Raw genomic sequence first — 20,691 nt, forward strand, 5'->3', positions numbered from 1 at the left:
GATTATTACCCGGTTTACATATCCGCGTATCAAAGAGACCGCATAATCGCTAAAATTCGAAACATTGCAGCATCAACAGTTCTATGGTCCTTCCTTGGACAGCAATCTATTCCTTCAACGCAAAAAAGCCCGGCATTACCGGGCCAACTGCTGTTCCTGCGGACGTATACTGACAGGAACCATATACAATCCAGCTTCTTCATCCCGCCGGACAACCACATGAACACCATAGACGGAGCGGATCAGTTCGGCCGTTAATATCTGCTCTGGCTCTCCACTCTTCACAATCCGGCCTTCTTTCATCGCGATCAGATGATCACTGTATCGGATCGCCTGATTGATATCATGCAGTACCATGACGATCGTCAATCCATGATCACGGTTCAGCCGTTCGATCAGCTCCATAATCTCCAGCTGATAGTACATATCGAGATAGGTGGTCGGCTCATCGAGAAACAGTACCGGCGTACGCTGCGCCAGTGCCATCGCGATCCAGACCCGCTGCTGCTCGCCGCCGGACAGCTGATCCAGCGTACGATAACGCTTCTCCTCCAGATTGGTACACTGCAGCGCCCACTCCACAGATTCATCATCTTCATCCCGGCGGCCGGACAATATACTCCTGTGCGGCAGACGACCGAACCGGACCAGCTGCTCCACGGTCAGATCATGAGGCGCTTCATTCTGCTGGTGCACCACGGCCAGCTTGCGGGCCAGCTCGCGCGGTCGGTACTGCCCGATCTCTCTGCCATCCAGAACAATCTGCCCTTGCCGGGCAGAAGCATTGTTGGACATCACGCTCAGCAGTGTGGATTTGCCGCAGCCATTCGGTCCGATAATCGTCGTAATCCGCCCGGGCAGGATCTCTGCATTCACCTGGTGCAGTCGGTCGATCTTGCGATCATAGGAAAAGGTAATGTCTCTAATGTCCATGAATACGATCACTCCTTCGGATCAGGAAAATCAGGAATGGGCCCCCGATAATCGCCATAATAATAGAAGCGGGAATCTCCTGCGGAGCGAGCAGCGTCCGACCCAGCGTATCTGCGAGCAGCAGCAGCAATCCCCCGGACAATGCACAAAACGGAATCAGCCAGCGGTGATCCGATCCGACCAGCTGGCGGGCAATATGCGGAATCAGCAGACCGATAAATACGATCACGCCGGCAATCGCAGTTGCACTGGAAGCGAGAATAACCGCAATGACGGAGATCACCAGCCGGGCCCTCGTCACATGCAGTCCCAGATTGCGGGCGGTCTTCTCCTGCAGGGATAAATAATTGCACCAGGTGCCGACGAGCAGCGCCAGAACAAGCCCTATTCCGCCGTACCAGAGGATCACCTCCACATCCACCCACTTTTTCATGGACAGGGTAGAGGTGGTGACCTGATTAATACTGGTAACCGCATAACTGCCGCGATAATTAAACGACTGACCGAGTCCCGAGAAAATGGCATTCACGGCCACACCGATCAGGATCAGCCGCACCGGATTCAGACCGGATTTCCATGAGAATCCATACACCATCGCCCAGGCCAAGGCCCCGCCGAGAAAGGAGAACGCCGGCATCCAGAAATATAATGCCGGGAACACGGTAACGGCAATCAGTGAAATGAGTGCAGCGCCCGAGGAAATCCCGATCACTCCCGAATCGGCCAGCGGATTCTTCATCACAGCCTGGAGCAGCACACCGGCCACCGCCAGTGCCGCACCGGCCATAAGCGCGACAATAATGCGCGGCAGCCGCAGATCACGTACAACATTGACCTGTGCATCGGAGCCTGTCCACAGTCCCTGGATCAGCTGCAGTGCGCCGACCTTGAGACTACCGGTCATGGTCGAGAACAGTACGATCCCTATCAGCAGCAGACCGACCGCGATAAAGCTCCATACTCGTCTGCGATGCCGCCAGGAATCATCCGACCGGTTGTGCATTCCGGCAGCCGCCGATGCAGGCTGTCCTGCCTTGGAAATATTGGATACCATCATTTTCTCCTCCTGTCATGCTCAGGACGCCGGGTAAAGCATCTTGAGCAGTTCATCCAGCGCTGCATCGGCATTCAAGCTCGCGGTCGTTCCGAACAACGGCTCCGGCAGATCGTAGACATGTCCCTTTTGCACAGCGTTAAAGTGCTTCCAGATATCATTGGTTTTGAATTCCTCGTCAAACATCTTCACGACTTCCTCAGGCATCCCATGGGCAGCCCGCAAGATAATATCCGGATTGGACTGCTGCAAATACTCGGTATTGGATGCCAGATACTCTACCTGCTCGCCCTGCACCACATTGGTGCCCCCGGCAATTCGGACCAGATCGCCGATATACGAATTCTCGGTTGCCACCAGATAGCTCCCCGGTACGCCGAGCAGAATCAGCACTTTGGGTGAGGATTTGCCTTTGACCTGCTGCTGGATTTGTTTTACTTTGTCCTGAAGCTTGGTGATCACCTGATCCGCCTGCTTGGTACGGTCGAAGCGTTTACCCAGTTTGCGGATTTCCTGCTCCATATTGCCGAGACTTTCCAGATTCAGAAATTCGGCATTCACGCTCATGTCCTTGAACTTGGGTTCCAGATCGTACTTCAGTGTGGTAACCGATAAAATGTCGGTCGGCTGAAGTGACAGCACCTTTTCCATATCCGGGCTCATCGGGTTGCCTACATCCGGTACACTGGCATAGCGCTGCGGCAGCGTCTTGCCGCTCGTGGGCTTGCCGACCAGATCAAGATCCAGCACGCTGGCGATCTCGGTAATGGCGACCGTAGTAGCGACGATGCGTGCCGAATCCTGGGCAGCTGTGCCTGTCTGTTCCGCCGCTGCGGAGGTGGATGCTGTTCCGGCTGCGGGCGAGCATCCGGATAATGCCAGCGTCAGCGAGATCAGCAAAATGACGGGACTGTATAATTTCCATAATCGGCGTCGGTATCTGTCAGCTGCCCGGGGACGCTTGGGTTGATGTACATGCATATTGTTCCCTCCATCTTTCACAATCATTTATTGCCGGAATGCCCACAAGTCCTGGCACGATACTGTACCAAGACTTGCAGGCGAGCAGGCAAAATGGGTCTGCCCCGATATGATATTGATTCTGATGCCAGAGCTTGTATGCCGGAATCCATCAAGATCCCGGAAGACTTATCTTTCGTTTCGCCGGGTTATCATGGATTCCGGTTTTGTTATTTTTTGGCCTTTTTGCTCGCTTCATCGAACTGAATCTGCACGTTATACCAGTGGTCGTACGGGACGCCGCCAATGATCAGACCGGGTACCACAACATGAGTATAGGCGTTGATCTTGTCCGACAGGTTATCCACCTGGAAACGAATGACAGTAGTCTTGCCGATCGAGGATACTTTTTCCACGTCCTTCAGCTTGCCATCCTGCTCTATCTGCAGTACAGGCATCCAGCTGCCGTTGTTCAGTGTCAGCTCGGCATAGGTCTGTCCGTTCTCTTCCACCAGCGTGGCTGTCGGTTGGATGTAGTCGTTCATAACGGACAGTTCATTGCTCTTGTCCTTGTATACTTTTACGCCGATGTTGTATTTCTGTGTGGCGTCTTTGGCTGCAGGTACTGCGGCAGAGCCGGTACTGGCCGAATGATTACTGTCTGTGGCTGCTTTTTCTGCCAGAGCTGCGCCAGTAGTGCCGGACGGTTCGGCAGGAGCCGCTTCAGCTGTTGGCGGCGTCTGCGCGTCCGCTTTGCCGTCGGCCGATTTCAGCGTGGAACGGTCGAACAGCAGTTGTCCGCCTATTTTCTCATTAGTCATATAGCGGGACGAAGCGTTCATATGGGCAAAAATGCTTAGCTTGCTGTCCAGATCCGGTACTTCGAAAGTGATCGTACGTGTCTTGCCATCTGCAGAGATATCCAGCACCTGCGGATGGGTGTATTTCCCTTCCCAATCGGTCATAAATACCGGTAGTGCAGCGCTATCCGAGATGGTGATGGTCGCCTGGACTTTGCCATTTTGCGCATTCAGTCTGGCCGTATGGTCCATATACGGAGACAGCGCGGAATCGTTGTCGGTACCATTTTGCAAAATACGGTAGGTAGTGGTGTATTCGCCATCTGCCAGGTTATTGCTGCGTTTGTTCGATGCAGAAGCAGTTGTGTTTGTATCGACCTTTACCTTGGCCGTATCAAATTTGAATGCAAAATCATACACTGTCTCACCGGCTGCTGCCGAAGTACTGGCGATGCTTACACCACCAGTAGTAACGAGCTGTGCGGGTACATTTTTGGTGTAATCGGATACTTTGAACTTCATTGTTTTGGTGTTTTTCGCTTCATCGCTGCTGAGGAGTTCGGCTTCCTTGTAGCCATTCTTGTCCTGAATGCGCAGCGCTTTGATATCACTACCGTTGTTCAGCGTTATGGTCACGTAGCGGGTTCCTTTTTCCACAGTCAACTGTACCGGCTGGTCGGCTGGCATAAAGCGATCCAGCGGCGTGGAGGCACCTGCTGCGATGCCGGACATTACGATGCTGAACGGCAGCTTGTACGTCCCGACAGCCAGATGGGCAAAGTCCAGCGGAAGTGCTGTCGGAGCTACTGTTAATACTGGTGCTTCATACCCTGTCAGGGAACCGATCTGCAAGTCTACATTATACGTATGATCATAAGGAACACCGCCCACTACCAGCCCCGGTACGATGACATGTGTAGTGACTTTGACTTTGCGCGGCAGATTGGCGACCGGGAACTGGACGATACGGGTATCCCCGGATGTGGAAATGACTTCCGCTTCCTGCCCGCTTACCTTGAATGTTTTGATCCAGCTGCTGCTGTTGATCAGCACCTGCACATAGTATTTGCCGGATTTTTTGATTACAGTCGCCGGCTTGCCAAGATAACCGTCCATAACGGATGTTTCTTTGGTTCCATTTTTGTATGCGGTGATCGAAGCGCTGTATTGTCCATCCGCTATTCCATCGTGAACAGTACCCGGTTCAGGAACAGGCACTGCCGGTACTTCAGGCGCTCCTGGCACTGCAGGTGTTTCTGGTGTTGCCGTGACCGGTACCAGACTGGCAGCATCAAATTGCAGACGGATATTGTAATCCGCTTCATAGGTTGGTGTAGCTTTGACATGAACCTGGGCATTCAGGATATCTTTCAGGTTATCTACCTGGAAACGGATGGTGCGTTCATTTTTGGCGGTGTCCTGACTGACCACTTCCGTATCGACCAGCTTACCGTTCACACTGGTCTTTAGCCCGGTAACAATCGAACTGCTTTTTACGGTAAAGGAGACATGATACCTGCCGTTTACCGCGGTAAATACAGCCGGAGCGGTAAAGTACCGGCTCATGGTGGAAGATTCTTCCCGGGTAGCATGCAGCACGGCATAATTCAGGTGATACGTGCCATTCGCATATGCCGGTGAAGCGGCTTCAGCGTCAAACTTGAACTGCACATAATACCAGTGGTCGTAGCCGATATCCGGAATCTGAACATGTACTTTGGCGGATATTTTGGCGTTAGCTGCGGTCAGCGCATCGGCAGGGAACTGCACGGTGCGAGTATTGGCTGCTGCGTCTTTGGCGATCACATCGACATCGGTATACTGGCCGTTGATGTTGGTCTGCAGTGCGGTCACCATGCTGCTGCTGTTAATGCCGAGCTGGACATAGCGTTTGCCGTCCGCTGTCGTCACGAGCACAGCAGGTTTCTGCATATAGCTGTCCATGATGGACGTCTCGCCGGTCCCATCTTTCAGAACAGTATAGGATACCTTCTCCTGGACGCCGATGGCAGGCTGCTTCAGATCAGGATCGGTCGGTCCCGGTGTCGGAACCGGATCGACAACTCCTACCATGGTCAGTGTCGATGCATCCAGTACCAGATTGGCCGAGCGTGAGGAATCGTTAAATGTATAATCCAGCGTAATCGGCTGATTCAGATCATTTATATCCAGGCTTACTCGTGTGTACTGAATATTGCTTTCTTTTTCGTCTGTAAATACAGCTTCACTCGTTTTGCCATTCTGTACCGCTTTTACCGAGGTAAACAAATTGGCATTGGTACCTCTGAAGCTGAACGTGTATTTTCCGTTCTGGATCAGGATTCTTCCGGGATGATCGGCATTGCCATTGCCGTCCTTAAAAGTGGATAATTCCTTGCCTGTGGTCGTACTGTTCACCACATAGTTGATCGTATACAGACCGTCCGCATATGTATCATATGTCGCACTGGTCGCTGTTATGCCATAGTTGAACTGGCTCAGTGGGTCCTGTGAAGGCACATGAAGAGGTACTCCAACCGGTGCATACGTATTCTCGCTTACCGTACCGTACGTATCACCACTTACACTTGCGGTCTGTCCGCTGTCAGCGGTATCTGCGAAGGCCGCTGTCAGGGCAGGTGAGAACATGGAGAAAATCAGCATACAAACAACACTTTTCACTACATACTGCGTTAATCGGCTTTTCAAAATGATGCTCCCCCTGTTAACAAAATAGACTTATCCGGAGCCTTGCAGCTCCAGATAAGCAGTAGTCTCTGTCTCGCTATCTCTTATTATTCGATGCTGCTCTGATCGAATTGATACTGCACATCATCATTCTCCTTTGTAATGGAGATATTGTCGTTCTGTCTTCCGATTACTCAGCGCTGGCAGAATCGAATTTCAGATCTACATTATATTTACCTGTGTAGCCGATCACCGGAATTTTGATCTCGGCATAGGCGTTCAGCGTGGCATCCAGGTTGGATACCGGGAATTCCACCACACGGGTATTATTCGCTGTGTTGGTGCTCACTACAGCTGCATCTACCAACTGACCGTTTTGTTCCACTTTGAAGGCAGTGATCAGGCTGCTGCTTGTAATGGTAATGCGGGCTTTTGTTACGCCATTAGCTACAGTTACAGTTGCCGGCTTAACGACATAGCTGTCCAGTCGAGATTTGTTGGATGTGCCATCTGCCAGTACAGTGTAATCAACAGAGTACGTTCCGTTTGCCAGTGCTGCGTGTGCTTGGTTAGCGCCGAATGGCAGTACCAGAATGCCCAGCAAAGCTGTCATTACCATAGCCAACAGGGTATTTTTGAAGCTCCATTTGGTTGAACGATTCATTGTCATATTCATAACAACACTCTCCTCTGATTGGATGATTGGAATTGGATCATTTGGACTTTTTAAGGCTGCTTCGGTCAAATTTGAAGCGGATTGTGTAGTCGTGATCATAGTTGTAGGACGGTACGGTGACGTGAATCTGCGAGATCATCGGGCTGTTCAGATCAGCGATCGGGAACTGAACGACACGCGTATCTTTGGCTTTGTTCGTCTTGATCACCCGGGTATCGACGATCTTGCCTTTGTATTTCACCTTGAACTTCGTTGTCCAGGCGCTGTGATTGACAGTGATCTGCATGGTCATTTTGCTGCCGGTCACATAGAGCCTGGCCGGCTTCTCAAAATAGTCGTTCGCCATGGAGACGGAATTGTCTTCCGCGCGGAGTATGTCGTAATCAATGGTGTATGTACCTTTCGCCGGTCGGGACGACGAAGCTGCGGTAGCGGACGACGGTACCGCCCCGATGATAAGCATAATGACCGTTAGCATCCACAGTACCGGTAATGCATATTTCCGTGACATATTGGACAGAATTCCTCCTTTCTTTATTAAATTTAATTGCCTTGGGTTATATTGATTATCATTCTCAATTAACCCTAAAAATAAATGCCCTTGCGGACATGTGAAATGCTGGATTTTCCCTCCCCATGCATAATCAGGGAAGATGTGTGCATTACACAATGCTCATGTTAGACCAGTTTTCAAATCTTTGTCAATACGTCATTTTTGGCGTAATACCACGCTCCCAAAGGAATTTCAATCTTGCTTCCACCTTTGCTTTCCTCTATACGCAGATATACCCAACCTGCCTTTTCCCTGCTGCAAAGCTATAAATTAAATTTAAAATTTATTTTATCATTGACGTTACAAATGATATTAATTATCATTTAACTCAAGATTGGTAATTGAAAATGATTATCAATTAGCTTGAATACCTTGTATACAATAAGCAGGAGGACATCAATTGACATGAAAGCTTCGCATTTTGGACTATCTATCCTGCTTGTCTGTACGCTGGCCGGATGCAGTCAGCCGGAAGCTCCGGCAGTGGGCTCTTCTGCAAGCGCAGCCGCTGGTGTTGCAGCCGTCGGAGCGGTATCGCTGACAGACTTTGCCGGTCGCACTCTTTCCCTGCAGCACACACCTGAACGTATCGTCGCTCTCAGCAACGGAGATGTAAATATTATATATGCACTGGGTGGAACCGTCGTAGGGCGGCCCACTTCCACAGGATCAGCTCCTCTGCCTGCCGCCGAGAAAGTGCAGACGATCGGATCAACACACGAGATTGATCTGGAAAAGATCGCTTTCCTGCAGCCGGATGTTGTACTCGGCAACGCACCGCTCAATGAAAAGGATATTCCGATGGTGGAAAGCATCGGCGCGCAGATGGTGCTCAGTTCGGCCAATTCGGTGGAAGATATCCAGCGGCAGATTACCCTGTTCGGCCAGATGCTGCAGCGGGAAGACAAAGCCAGACAGCTAAACGAGACATTGAAAAAGCATATCCAGCAACTGTCCGCCTCTGCCAAAACGGCTGCCCATCCACCAAGAGTGCTGCTCGTCTATGGAGCGCCCGGTACATATATGGCTGCTCTGCCCAACTCACTCAGCGGAAACATTCTGGAACTGGCCGGCGGCACCAATATCGCTGCCGATCTGCCCGGACTGCAGAACTACCCACAGTATGCCCAGCTGAATACCGAGCGGATCGTGGAAGCGGACCCGGATTATGTATTCATCATGACCCACGGCAGCGGTGAGGAAGTGAAAGCCGGATTTCTGAAGGAAATGCAGGAGAATCAGGCATGGAGCAGTGTTAGTGCCGTCAAAAACAATCGGGTGGACGTTCTGCCTTCCGATCTATTCGGTACGAACCCAGGAACACGGGTTGATGAAGCACTGGATCTGATGCACGGTCTGCTGTATCCGGATCAGACTCATGAGTAATACCGATCTGCAGCAAAAAGCACATCGCGTCTTGAAGCAGCTCCGTAACTCGCAGCAGTCCCAGACCGACCTGCGGCAGCGGGCACGCCGCAGACTCATGCTCGCCATCCTGCTGCCTGTACTGCTGGTGCTCGTTTCCCTTTATGGCATATTGCATGGTGCCGTATCCATTCCCCTGCAGGAACTGTTCTCGGTATGGCTGCATGGACAACCATCGGTCTACCGTACGATCGTGATGGATCTGCGTGTACCCAGGGTACTCGTCGGGCTGCTCGTTGGCGCCTGTCTGGCAGCCTCCGGTGCACTGCTGCAGGGCGTCATGAAGAATCCGCTCGCCGATCCGGGCATTATCGGTGTCTCGGCAGGCGGCGGAATGGCAGCGATGATCACCATGGTCATGCTGCCCCAGTTCAGCTATCTGCTGCCGATTAGTGCCTTTGCCGGATCATTCACTACCGCTATCGTCATCTATATGATGGCCTGGGAACGCGGCGCTTCTCCTGTCAAAATTGTGCTGGCGGGAGTGGCCGTTAATGCGCTGCTCGGTGCGTTTACCAACGGGATCATGGTTATTTTCAGCGATCGGGTCCAGGCGGTGCTGCCCTGGCTGTCCGGCGGACTAAATGGACGCAGCTGGCATCATCTGGAGTTCATGGCGCCCTATGCGATCATCGGGCTGCTGCTCTGTCTGTTCGCGATCCAGCCGGCCAACCTGCTGCTGCTGGGAGACGACTCCGCCCGGCTGCTCGGTCAGCGTGTCGAGCTGCAGCGGTTCATGATCATCATGCTGGCGGCGCTGCTGGCAGGTACAGCCGTGAGCGTCGCCGGGCTGGTCGGATTTGTCGGACTGGTCGTGCCGCATATGATCCGGCTGCTGATCGGGGAAGATTACCGGTTTTTGCTGCCCTTCTCCATGCTGGGCGGCGGGACGCTGGTCGTATTTGCCGATACGGTCGCCCGTTCCTGGCTGGACCCGATTGAGCTGCCGGTCGGTATCCTGCTGGCAGTGCTCGGCGCTCCGTTTTTCCTTTATTTATTAAAACGAAAAGGGACGGTGCTGTCATGACTACTGCGATCGAAGCGAGCGGCATCTGCCTGAGCCGCGGACATTTCCGGCTGGAGGATATTGACCTCTCCATTCCCAAAGGAAAACTAACTGCCATCGTCGGCCCCAACGGCTCCGGCAAATCTACCCTGCTGCGCATTCTGGTCCGTCTGCTCCAGCCGGATCAGGGACAGATTAGCGTACACGGCAAGTCTGCTGACCGCTACAGTCTCCGTGAATGGTCGCATACCATTACGATGCTGCCGCAATTAAAAGAATCCCTGCCGCAGCTGACCGTCCGTGAGTTGGTCGCCTATGGACGCGCTCCGTACAAAAAAAGATTCCAGCCGCTGCAGGGTGCCGAGGATCGGGATGTGCTGGAACAGGTCATGCAGTGGACGGGCATCTCGATGTACTCCGAGCGGATGTTCCACACACTGTCCGGCGGTGAACAGCAGCGGGCACGCATCGCCATGGCGCTTGCCCAGCAGACGGATATTGTGCTGCTCGATGAACCGACGACGTTTCTCGATATTGCCCATCAGTTTGAAGTGATGGACATGCTGCACCGGATCAACCGGGAGACCGGGCTGACGATTGTAATGGTGCTGCATGATCTGCAGCAGGCCGCGGCTTACTGCGATGTGATGATTGCTCTTCGGCAGGGTCGGCTCGCTGCCTGCGGTCATCCGCTGGAACTGCTGACCGACGACTTTATCCGTGATATCTATGGAATGAATGCCACCATCCAATTTCAAGGGAGGTATCCGGTGATTGTGCCGGAGATTCCTCACCATTCAGGAGGAAGATAATATGATTATCGTAACCAACACATCCCAGCTGACCAAAGGCAGTGCCCATCTGCTCGTAGAGCGTTTTGACAAAGTCGGCAAAGTGGAATTCATGGAAGGATTTCTCGGTCTGGAAGTGCTGTTCAACGACAGCAACAAAGAGTACGACGAAGTAACGATCAGCACACGCTGGGAATCCAAGGATCATTTCCAGGGCTGGACACGCAGCGATGCTTTCCGCGAGTCGCACGCTCACCGCAATATTCCGGATTATATTCTGAATAACAAGATTACCTTTTATGAAGTGAAAATTGTACGTCAGCCGCAGACAGCGCCGGAAGATCAGGCAGCGGTATAAAGCGGACGTACACATCAGGTCTGCTGTTGGAGTGGCGGACTTGGAAGGATGGGATAGAGATTGTGCCATGCATTTATCAGGGTGCATTTGTGGGGAGCGAAGAACTTTACCGAAGTGGTAGAGGTTCTTCGCTTTTTACTTTGTTTTGGGGGCCAAAGTTGGCCTACAGTTCGAAGATACATTTTGTTACTCTATAGCGCTCGGCTGCGCTTTGTAATTTTTGGGACTATTGGTGGTCGCGGCTATCCGGCGCAGATACAGAGGATTGGCGGACAGAGACGATCAGTTCCATGTACTGGGTGTCGCCGAGGCCGTAATGGGTGAACAGGGAGAGCATTTTGCGCATTAACGACTCGGCGGATTCTGCCGGGTGGCTGCGGATATAGGCGGTTATCTCGTTATCGGGCTGCTGCAGGTTGAGATACAGGCGGATGCCCTGATACATCACCGGCAGGAGCTGCTGCGGCGGCATGGATCGGTTCAGCAGTACCTGACGATAGATTCCGGTAAAGGAACCTAGTTGAAGTTCGGTCTGCTTCACTTCATACGTCTGTTCCTGAACCGCGTTGAAATAGACGGTACCCTGGAAACCGATCTGTTCCAGATAAGCCAGCATGGTCAGCAGATTGATCTGACAGAACATGTCCTCGCCAAACCAGAGGACGATGCAGCGGTATTCGTTATCGTTCAGCATTTGCAGCGGCTGCAGGGTAACCACTTCATACTGCTCCCTGGATATATGATGTCCCTGCGCCCTTACTTTACAGAAAGAATCGCTGAAAATATCCTCTGTCGTCTCATGGACACACATCGCTTCATTAAAAGGAACATAATCGCTTCCTCCCATCCACTGCTGCGCCTTGAATTGTTCATACATGGTCTGCCCGTTGAGCACATTCAGAATCTGATGCTCATACAGTGACTCGACGTGCTGCTGCAGCTGCTCAATACCCTGCTTACTGGAAATGTCCATCGTTAATTCCCTCCCGTACGGATCAATGTTTAATTGGATATACGATTGCAGCGGCTGGGGATGCTGCCGAAAAGCATGGGGTGTCACCCCGAAAATATCCTTGAATGATCTGGAAAAGGCTTCCTGTGACGAGTAGCCATGCTCCACTGCAATATCGATAATCCGCTCTTCCGTCTCCGCCAATCGGATGCTGGACAGGAAGGTGCGGCGCAGCTGGATATACCTTTTCATGCTGATGCCTGTATGATGACGGAACAGAAAGGAACAATAGTACGGCGAATATCCTACACTCCGCCCCAGCTCAGCCAGCGAAAACTCCCCCAGCAGATGCTGTTCCAGCCAGTTGATCATCTCCTGTACCTGTGTACTCATATCTCTTCCTCCTGTGATGCATTGTTGTATCTTCATTATATCGAATGTGCGGACAGACTTTTGATCTGCGTTGTGGTGTATTCCGTGTCTGCTATTGACCGGTTCGGCTGCGGCTGGGAATTATTTTGGATACTCGCCATACTTGTGCCCTGTTCGTTTGTGTCCAAATCAGCGAATATAATAGAGCGTCCACTACGAATGGCTTACCTGAGGCTTGCGGATCTCTAGATGATCCGGCGGTGCCGCGCACGATGTGCGATGGTATGCCGTAATGCGCATTCGTCTGTACGCTCTATGAAATATTCGTGAATCGGGTTCGAATCCCACTCACCTTCCACGTGAGCGCAGGTAGCGCACTCCACTGTTAATGGAGCGATAACAATCAAATCTTTGCAGCAGGAAGTTCTCAAGGTGCCGCCAGTAACGGGCACTGCGCAGCAGCATGCTTTGCAGCCGGCGGATTCGGCAGCAGACGGTCCGAGTGGATGGTCATGAACGGCAGAGACAGCGGAATCAGGCGGGCAGCACAGCCGGATGATGCTTCTCTCCACGATTGCACCGGATACCCGGCAGATGCAGTCTTAAGCTCAGGCTCCGTATGTGATGCGAGAGGACTTCCCGCACAAAGATAACCCAGGAGGAACCAACCATGAAAATAATTCAGCCACAACCATTACATAAAATAAATATCGCTGCCGATGAACGCGGACTGCTGTTCGAGCAGGGCAGTTACATCAAGACACTACAGCCGGGCAGCTACCGCTACCTCAATCTGTCGGGTCAGACCACGATACGCTACTGCAAGCTCAGCGAGCCGTTTCAGTTCACTCCATCGGAATGGAATTATAACCAGGCTGCCGAAGATACCTTGAATATCCGGCTCTATCAGCATGATGACGAGCTGATGCGCGAACTCACCGTCGTCGAGGTGGGAGATCACGAGTATGTGATCCATCTGGTCAATGGCAAATATGACGGTCTGCTAACCGCCGGTACGTATGTATACTGGAATGTGCTGCAGGAGCATAGCTTTATCCATGCGGATATTCGCCAGCCAGTAGTAGGCAAGGAGATCAGCCGCAGCATTCTCGCGAAGCTGCATTCCCATCTGTATGTGATCGATATTGCCAGCCATGAGACCGGGCTGCTCTACTTTGACAACCAGCTCCAGCAGCAGCTCCCGCCTGGTCGTACCTTTTACTGGCGCGGCCCGGTCAATGTAACCGTGAAAAAGATCGACCTGCGCCGCCAGCAGCTCGATATGACCGGGCAGGAGATTCTGACCGAAGATAAAGTCCCACTGCGGCTGAACTTTGTCTGCCAGTACCGGGTGACCGATCCGCTGCGAGCGGCTGAGATCAAAAACTTTGACGAACAGGTATACATTCAGCTGCAGCTGCTGCTGCGTGAATATGTCGGTACGCTCAAGCTGGATGATCTGCTGCGCATGAAGCAGGAGATCGGGAACTTTGTGCTGAGCCGTCTGCAGACGCAGAGTGAAGAATACGGAGTACAGTTCCTGTCCGCCGGTCTCAAGGATGTCATTTTGCCCGGGGATATTCGTACGATTCTGAACACCGTATTGCTGGCCGAGAAAAAGGCGCAGGCCAATATGATCACCCGCCGCGAAGAGACTGCCTCTACCCGCAGCCTGCTCAATACCGCCAAGCTGATGGATGAGAATGCCACACTATACCGGCTCAAGGAACTGGAATTCCTGGAGAAGATTTGCGAGAAAATCGGCACCATTTCCCTGACCGGCGGCGGCAATCTGCTGGAACAGATGAATGCACTGATGGGCATGAAAGAAACACCGCCTGCACGTGATGCAGGGTAATGAATAGGCTGCTCTCCCTCTGCATGGGAGAACAGCCTTTTTTCTGCCTGCTGCGGCAAGGCCGGTCTTCATCATTTTCTCATGTGCCAACCGTTTCCCCTTTGGGTTACAATAGATAGAGAGGTATGTGCCTAGATCCGATGCTTCAATTCCATTCAACCGCAGCCTGCCCGCTGCTTCGCAGACAGGGTATCTGCATTTTGCATAATCACAATTTGATATATGGAGGTCTACCTATTATGAAAATTATTTCGATCGAACCTACACCAAGTCCCAATACGATGATGCTGCGTCTGGACGAAGAACTGCCGCAGGGTATCCGCAAAACGTATACGCTGGACAATGAGCGCTCTGCTCCTTCTTTCATTCGCGAGATGCTGCATATTAACGGTGTGAAAAGCGTGTTCCATACCGCCGACTTTGTCGCGCTGGATCGCCGGGCGAGTGCCGACTGGTCGGCCATCCTGAACGAAGTGCAGGAGAAGCTGGGCCAGGAAGGTGTCGAGAACAAGCTGGAAGTGCCGGAAGATCTGTCCGGTGATCATTTCGGGGAAGCCAATGTATTTGTCCAGTTCTTCCGGGGCATTCCGATGCAGATCCGGGTCAAAGCCGGCACTAAAGAAGAACGCATCTCCCTCGCCGAACGGTTCGTGCAGGCAGTGACCGAAGTAGCCAGCGCAACGATGATCAAAGAGCGCAAGCTGACCGACTATGGCGTACGCTACGGCGAACTGCCGGATATCGCCCGTGAAGTCGAGCAGGAACTGGAAGCGGCTTTCCCGCCGGAACGTCTGCGCAAAATTATCGATCAGGCGATCTCGCACGGTGCCAGCAATGAGGAGTTCGTCGAGCAGCGCCGCGGCATGACACTGGATGAGATTACAGAAGCGATGAACAGTGAAGACTGGCGCGCTCGCTACGCCGCCTTTGACGTACTGGAGCCGACTGAAGACAGCCTGCCGCTCATCGAAAAGGCACTGTCCGATGAGAAAATGCAAATCCGCCGCCTCGCGGTCGTCTATCTGGGCGATCTGAAAACACCGGCTGCGATGGAGCTGCTCTATCGTGCACTGGAAGACAAATCGGCTGCCGTCCGCCGTACTGCCGGTGATACCCTGTCCGATATCGGCGATCCATCTGCGACTCCGGCTATGCTTCGCACCCTGCAGGACAGCAGCAAGCTCGTCCGCTGGCGTGCTGCCCGCTTCCTGTACGAGGTCGGCACCGAAGAAGCCCGTGAAGCGCTGGAAGCCGCTGTCGAAGATCCGGAATTCGAAGTCAGCCTGCAGGCCAGAATGGCGCTGGAACGCATCGAATCCGGTGAAGAAGCCGCCGGTACAATCTGGCAGCAAATGGCGAAGAGCCGTCAGCAAACCAATTGAGCCAAATAATGAAATTCCTATGAACCGTTCAAAAAATCATTGCCAAATCTTCTGCAAGATCGTATACTGTAACACGTTCATGTCAGTTAAACCTCTAAGCCATCTACACACTTAGTCGTCAGCTGACAGATACAATCAATTGAATAATATGCCTCATCAGCTTAACCGGATGAGGTAGAGGTCGCAGCATGAATCAGTATAATCGGAACAGGTGCAAGAGCCGCCAGTGACGCCGATTAGAAAGGTCCTGCTGCCGAAGTTCAGGTGTCCGCTCTGGATATCTGTGCTGGGGCTGTACTCGAAAGGGGCAGAACTGTCACAATGAAAAAATCCAAGCCTTTCATTGTGTTGAGCTATCTTAAAGGGAAAGTCGGATGCGGATTCTATCAAAATAGATCGCAGCTTGCCAGCGGTCTATTTTTTTATTGGCTCCTTTTCCCTGGACGATGATGAAGGAGTGTACACAAGCATTATGAGTTCAAATGTGAAATCTGCGCCGGAGCACAAACTCCGCGCTGGTCTGCGTGCCAGACATATGACGATGATCGCCCTCGGCGGTTCTATCGGGACAGGATTATTTCTCGCCAGCGGCGGTGCGGTGGCTGGTGCTGGTCCTGGCGGCGCTCTGCTGGCTTACGCCTGTGTAGGCATTATGGTTTATTTTCTTATGACCAGTCTGGGCGAGATGGCAACTTATATGCCGGATTCCGGTTCATTTAATACGTATGCCGCTCGCTTTGTCGATCCTGCTTTTGGCTTTGCAATGGGTTGGAACTTCTGGTACAACTGGGCGGTTACAATTGCCGCAGAGCTCGTTGCCGCTACGATTATTATCAAATACTGGTTTCCGGACAGTTCGTCATTTATTTGGAGCTTTCTGTTTCTGGCGATTATCTTCCTGTTGAACGTTCTATCGGTCAAAGGATACGGTGAAGCCGAATACTGGTTTGCCATGATTAAGATCGCTGTGGTTATTGTGTTCTTGGTTGTAGGCGTGTTGATGATCATCGGCGTAATGGGCGGAGAAGTGATCGGATTCCGTAACTTTACACTGGGTGATGCTCCATTTCACGGTGGATTGCTTGCCTTTATCGGTGTCTTTATGGCAGCTGGTTTCTCCTTTCAGGGTACCGAACTGATTGGCGTGGCTGCCGGTGAGAGTGAGAATCCAAGACAGCATGTGCCGCGTGCCATTCGTCAGGTATTCTGGCGTATTCTTATTTTCTACATCCTGGCGATTCTCGTGATCGGATTAATTATTCCTTATACCACCCCATCACTGCTTGGGGATGATATTACCGATATCGCGGTGAGTCCATTTACTCTCATTTTTGAAAAAGCCGGCATTGCCTTTGCTGCTGCTGTGATGAACGCTGTTATTCTATCTTCTGTATTGTCTGCCGGTAACTCCGGCATGTTTGCTTCAGCACGAGTGCTGTATGCACTGGCTCGTGATGGTAAAGCACCCAAGATGTTTGCCCGGCTCAATCGACGCGGTGTACCGCAAAATGCACTGATCGTCACCGCTGCATTCGGTATGCTGGCGTTCTTCGCTTCATTGTTCGGCGATGGAATTGTGTATAACTGGCTGCTGAACGCTTCAGGAATGTGCGGATTTATTACCTGGCTGGGAATTGCGATCAGTCATTACCGTTTCCGCCGTGCTTTCTATGCACAGGGACGCGATATTCACGAACTTCCCTTTTTGGCAAAATGGTTCCCGTTTGGTCCATTATTCGCATTTGTACTATGTGCGATCGTTATTGTGGGGCAAAGCTTGAGCTATATTACACCGGAAGCGATCGATTGGAAATCGATTTTTGCTACTTATATTACAGTGCCTTTGTTCCTAGTCTTATGGCTGGGTTATAAATTCAGCAAAAAAACCAAAGTCGTACCACTGACCGAATGTGATCTGGACACTGGTGCCAGACACGAGTAAATGCAGGACATTCCATAAGTTATATGCTGTAAGCTGTTGAAATATAACAACAAAGCCTTTCCCATCAAGATTAACCTCTGAACTTCAGGTCTCTTGCCGGGAAAGGCTTTTGTTTATTTGTTTAGACGTGTACTCGACACGTCCGTATTTGTTTGCTAATAGGTTGGCCAGCCGGCTGAATCAAACTTCAGATCGCTGATTAACATTTTTGGATCACCTTTAGGGGTGGTAGCATCATAAGAATGTCGGATAATAATGTTATTGTAGATATCCTGTCCACCTGGGCCTCTCCAACGATCATTACCTGCATCCAGAATCGTACCGCCACCATTCATCATGCTTACACCGTTTTTGTCCACATAAGGACCGGTGATACTTTTGGAACGTCCATATACCATTTTGTAAGTGCTGTTCGCGCCGCTGCAGCATTTATCGATAGAAGCAAATAAATAATAGTATCCGGTTTGTGCATTATACGTAATGGCTGGTGCTTCAATTTCATGCTCACCTGTAGGACGGTAGGCAATTGAGCTAACGCTGCCTGTCGGTTTCATTGTATTTTTATCCAGACGAGTCAATTTAAGTCCAGACCAGAATGAACCAAATGCCAACCAAGGATTGCCATCTTTATCAATAACCAGTTCAGGATCGATAGCATTGAAGTTACTGGATGTATTGCTTGTGAGCACTACACCTTCATCCCGCCAGTTGCCAGCACCTACGCTGCTGGCTGAAGCCAAACCGATTGCTGATATATTTTTACCGAATTCGGAAGAAATTGCATAATATAACCATACACGACCGTTATAGCTTTTAACATCCGGTGCCCATACATCAAGTGTTCTATCTCCTGTCAATCCAGGTGTATACTGTTTCCACCAGGAAGGTTGCGTCAAGAATACCTGTGGTACACGATAAAAGTTAGTTCCGTTATCTGATTTTAATACTTGAATACCGGTACCCGTTGAAAAAGCATACCAGCTATTTCCCTCTTTGATAAGTGTAGGATCATGAGCCCCTACTTCTCCGCTTAATGCCCAATGTGCTGCAAACCCTTTGCTTTCGGCAAAAATAGGGACGAGCAGTGTCATAATAACCAGCATAGTAAGTACTTTGCGCTTCATATGCAAGGAACTTCCACCCTTCTGAATTGATTTAACACTGAATGCCAGCCTGCGCCGCTCAATGTCTACACTTAATTATAAAGCGCTTTCAAAAAAGTGAAATATAATATTCACGTATTTTTATGACATTATACTTTAGGTATCTTTTGTACTTTTTATAGTTAATATAAATGTTAATTAATATGTGTGAACATTAATTTATAAAGGTTATTATTGATGAATTTACAAATGTATATGTACTTTTCGATCATCCAATTATTTTCCAAATAAAAAACATATAATAATACAGAAGTAATCGATCGAGACTGATTTCTATTTTTTCCCAAATGAGCACAATGAATTTCAGATCGGTATGGACAGTTGGTATCCTTCACATCAGACTAATATACTCTTAGCTCCACCTCTATTATGACGAGAAAAAGACCTGATCGCATTAAGCCATCAGGTCTTCCTGTTCATCTATATTCGATCCACTTACTATAAAATTTATTTGTTCCAGCTTAATGTCACTTTCAGATCATTGGTGCTGTTGATCGACTTCACGCTGTAGGACAGTGACTTTAGACCGACCGAGGACAGACCGCGAAGGTCATTTTTTAGACTGGTCAGACTGCCGCTGTAGCGGAAGGAAACGGCATTCTTGCCTGCCGTCCGGGCCGCCTGTACGTGCGACTTCAGGGCTGCTGCTGAGCTAATCGCTTGGGATTCGCTCGCTGCAGATACGTAGTTCAGCGTTTTGGCCAGCTGCTGATAGATGCTCGTTTTGGGACCGCCTGCTGCGATCAGCTGATCCAGCGTACTGTGATACGTGGTATTCGCTGCCGGATAAGTTTTGGTCCATTTGTGATCCTGTCTCATCTGGGAATCGGTCAGCAGATAGTAGGCAGTCTGCACATCATTGCCCTGATCGGGTACCGGATCATCCCAGGTCGTATCGAGATGGTACCATTTGCCGTCCAGATTAACCAAATTCCAGGCATGCAGCTCACCATCTGCTGTTCCTTCGGCAATCATGTTCTGAACGCCGGCTTCCTTGAGCAGTTCATACGTCAGCAGGGCATATCCCTGACAGACGGCTGTTCCGTCATGAAGCGCCTCGTAGGCGGTATAACGGGTGTAGGTCTCATCGTATTTCACATTGCGCACGACCCAGTCATGAATCGCTTTGACTTTCTCGTGGTCATCCATGCTGGAAGAGACGATATTGGACAAAATCTGCTGTACCTTATTTTTGACATAGCCGGTTTGGGCGGTTGTCTCCCGGTAATTCATGGTGACTGTCACCCGCGCAGAATAGGCATTCTGGCGCCAGCTCAGTCCGTAGCTGTCCAGAATGTAGTGGGTATACGGATCTTTCTCTAGCGCATTTTCAAATGAGTTCTGCAGCATTGCTTTCAGACCGCTGGTACTTCCTTTATATAAAAGAGTGATTTCGGTATCACGATTCATCAGTGAATTATAGAGCGCACTGGTAACATCGGTGGAGCTGTTAACGGTTACCTGTGAAGAGGCCGCATAGATGGCCTGATTGGGAGTGATAGCTGGAAGCCCTGTAAACAGGATGGTTCCGGCCAGAAGGGTCTTAACCCAGAGTGAACTTGATGTTTTCATGCAGATGTAACCGCCCTTCTCGTATGATTTGCTATGATAGTATTTATCGGCAGATGGGCCGGTTCCATTAATAGAATGAGGACGTTTTACCGATAAATATCATTTATGTGTATACTATGCTGTACAGGGACTAATTCTGCCGTAAGCCTGGCATTTTATAAGCCCATAGATAAGACGCATAAAGCAGCAGATAGTTGCGCTAAATGTCTTCATCATTTGGGAAAAAG

Annotated in this window: 17 protein-coding genes and 1 riboswitch; of the genes, 7 read left to right on the forward strand and 10 right to left on the reverse strand. The window is 50.8% G+C overall.

Features of this window, described 5'->3' with window-relative positions; genetic code table 11:
• Positions 1-135 precede the first annotated feature (135 nt).
• The 6 genes from WH45_RS19520 to isdC form a co-directional block, all read right to left on the reverse strand.
• On the reverse strand, positions 136-933 hold the full coding sequence (locus WH45_RS19520) for an ABC transporter ATP-binding protein (RefSeq protein ID WP_046216104.1): 798 nt from the start codon (positions 931-933) through the stop codon (positions 136-138).
• Positions 923-1,936 (reverse strand): FecCD family ABC transporter permease, encoded by a 1,014-nt coding sequence (locus WH45_RS19525; RefSeq protein ID WP_046216190.1) that lies wholly within the window; start codon positions 1,934-1,936, stop codon positions 923-925. The genes WH45_RS19520 and WH45_RS19525 overlap by 11 nt, the downstream gene beginning before the upstream one ends.
• A 72-nt stretch (positions 1,937-2,008) precedes the next feature.
• Entirely contained in the window at positions 2,009-2,968 is a 960-nt protein-coding gene (isdE, locus tag WH45_RS19530; protein WP_046216105.1) for a heme ABC transporter substrate-binding protein IsdE, read from the reverse strand.
• A 209-nt stretch (positions 2,969-3,177) separates the two neighbouring features.
• Positions 3,178-6,435, reverse strand: coding sequence for an NEAT domain-containing protein (locus WH45_RS19535; RefSeq protein ID WP_152663606.1), 3,258 nt, complete (start codon positions 6,433-6,435; stop codon positions 3,178-3,180).
• 169 nt (positions 6,436-6,604) lie between these two features.
• The gene (locus WH45_RS19540; RefSeq protein WP_046216106.1) at positions 6,605-7,090 is read right to left on the reverse strand and encodes an NEAT domain-containing protein; all 486 of its coding nucleotides are present in this window, start codon (positions 7,088-7,090) and stop codon (positions 6,605-6,607) included.
• 37 nt (positions 7,091-7,127) lie between these two features.
• Complete coding sequence (gene isdC, locus WH45_RS19545; protein ID WP_046216107.1) at positions 7,128-7,601, reverse strand: heme uptake protein IsdC; 474 nt, start codon at positions 7,599-7,601, stop codon at positions 7,128-7,130.
• 447 nt (positions 7,602-8,048) lie between these two features.
• Between isdC and WH45_RS19550 the strand changes: the two genes are divergently transcribed.
• From WH45_RS19550 to isdG, 4 genes are all read left to right on the forward strand, one after another.
• The gene (locus WH45_RS19550) at positions 8,049-9,029 is read left to right on the forward strand and encodes an ABC transporter substrate-binding protein (RefSeq protein ID WP_046216108.1); all 981 of its coding nucleotides are present in this window, start codon (positions 8,049-8,051) and stop codon (positions 9,027-9,029) included.
• A 97-nt stretch (positions 9,030-9,126) separates the two neighbouring features.
• On the forward strand, positions 9,127-10,095 hold the full coding sequence (locus tag WH45_RS19555) for a FecCD family ABC transporter permease (protein ID WP_046216192.1): 969 nt from the start codon (positions 9,127-9,129) through the stop codon (positions 10,093-10,095).
• On the forward strand, positions 10,092-10,886 hold the full coding sequence (locus tag WH45_RS19560; RefSeq protein WP_046216109.1) for an ABC transporter ATP-binding protein: 795 nt from the start codon (positions 10,092-10,094) through the stop codon (positions 10,884-10,886). The genes WH45_RS19555 and WH45_RS19560 overlap by 4 nt, the downstream gene beginning before the upstream one ends.
• A gap of 1 nt (position 10,887) precedes the next feature.
• On the forward strand, positions 10,888-11,223 hold the full coding sequence (isdG, locus tag WH45_RS19565) for a heme oxygenase (protein WP_046216110.1): 336 nt from the start codon (positions 10,888-10,890) through the stop codon (positions 11,221-11,223).
• 226 nt (positions 11,224-11,449) lie between these two features.
• Here the strand turns inward: isdG and WH45_RS19570 are convergent, their stop codons facing one another.
• Complete coding sequence (locus WH45_RS19570; protein WP_046216111.1) at positions 11,450-12,568, reverse strand: helix-turn-helix transcriptional regulator; 1,119 nt, start codon at positions 12,566-12,568, stop codon at positions 11,450-11,452.
• A 406-nt stretch (positions 12,569-12,974) separates the two neighbouring features.
• Positions 12,975-13,127, reverse strand: a complete 153-nt coding sequence (locus WH45_RS23620) for a hypothetical protein (RefSeq protein ID WP_156075163.1) — start codon at positions 13,125-13,127, stop codon at positions 12,975-12,977.
• A gap of 90 nt (positions 13,128-13,217) precedes the next feature.
• On the opposite strand from WH45_RS23620, the gene WH45_RS19575 reads away from it, so the two are divergent.
• The 3 genes from WH45_RS19575 to WH45_RS19585 all read left to right on the forward strand — a co-directional run bounded on the left by WH45_RS19575 (position 13,218) and on the right by WH45_RS19585 (position 17,729).
• A complete protein-coding gene (locus WH45_RS19575) occupies positions 13,218-14,405 on the forward strand; it encodes a slipin family protein (RefSeq protein ID WP_046216112.1) in 1,188 nt (395 codons plus the stop codon).
• Between the two features lie 239 nt (positions 14,406-14,644).
• The gene (locus WH45_RS19580; RefSeq protein ID WP_046216113.1) at positions 14,645-15,787 is read left to right on the forward strand and encodes a virulence factor; all 1,143 of its coding nucleotides are present in this window, start codon (positions 14,645-14,647) and stop codon (positions 15,785-15,787) included.
• Between the two features lie 167 nt (positions 15,788-15,954).
• Positions 15,955-16,151: riboswitch (Lysine riboswitch) on the forward strand.
• Between the two features lie 108 nt (positions 16,152-16,259).
• Positions 16,260-17,729: an amino acid permease gene (locus WH45_RS19585; protein WP_046216114.1), complete on the forward strand. Its 1,470-nt coding sequence runs from the start codon at positions 16,260-16,262 to the stop codon at positions 17,727-17,729.
• Between the two features lie 155 nt (positions 17,730-17,884).
• Here the strand turns inward: WH45_RS19585 and WH45_RS19590 are convergent, their stop codons facing one another.
• Complete coding sequence (locus WH45_RS19590; protein ID WP_046216115.1) at positions 17,885-18,853, reverse strand: glycoside hydrolase family 43 protein; 969 nt, start codon at positions 18,851-18,853, stop codon at positions 17,885-17,887.
• A gap of 486 nt (positions 18,854-19,339) precedes the next feature.
• A complete protein-coding gene (locus WH45_RS19595) occupies positions 19,340-20,464 on the reverse strand; it encodes a transglutaminase domain-containing protein (protein ID WP_046216116.1) in 1,125 nt (374 codons plus the stop codon).
• Between the last annotated feature and the right edge of the window lie 227 nt (positions 20,465-20,691).

The organism is Paenibacillus wulumuqiensis (assembly GCF_000971965.1).
In the GTDB taxonomy this organism is placed as follows: Bacteria; Bacillota; Bacilli; order Paenibacillales; family Paenibacillaceae; genus Saccharibacillus; species Saccharibacillus wulumuqiensis.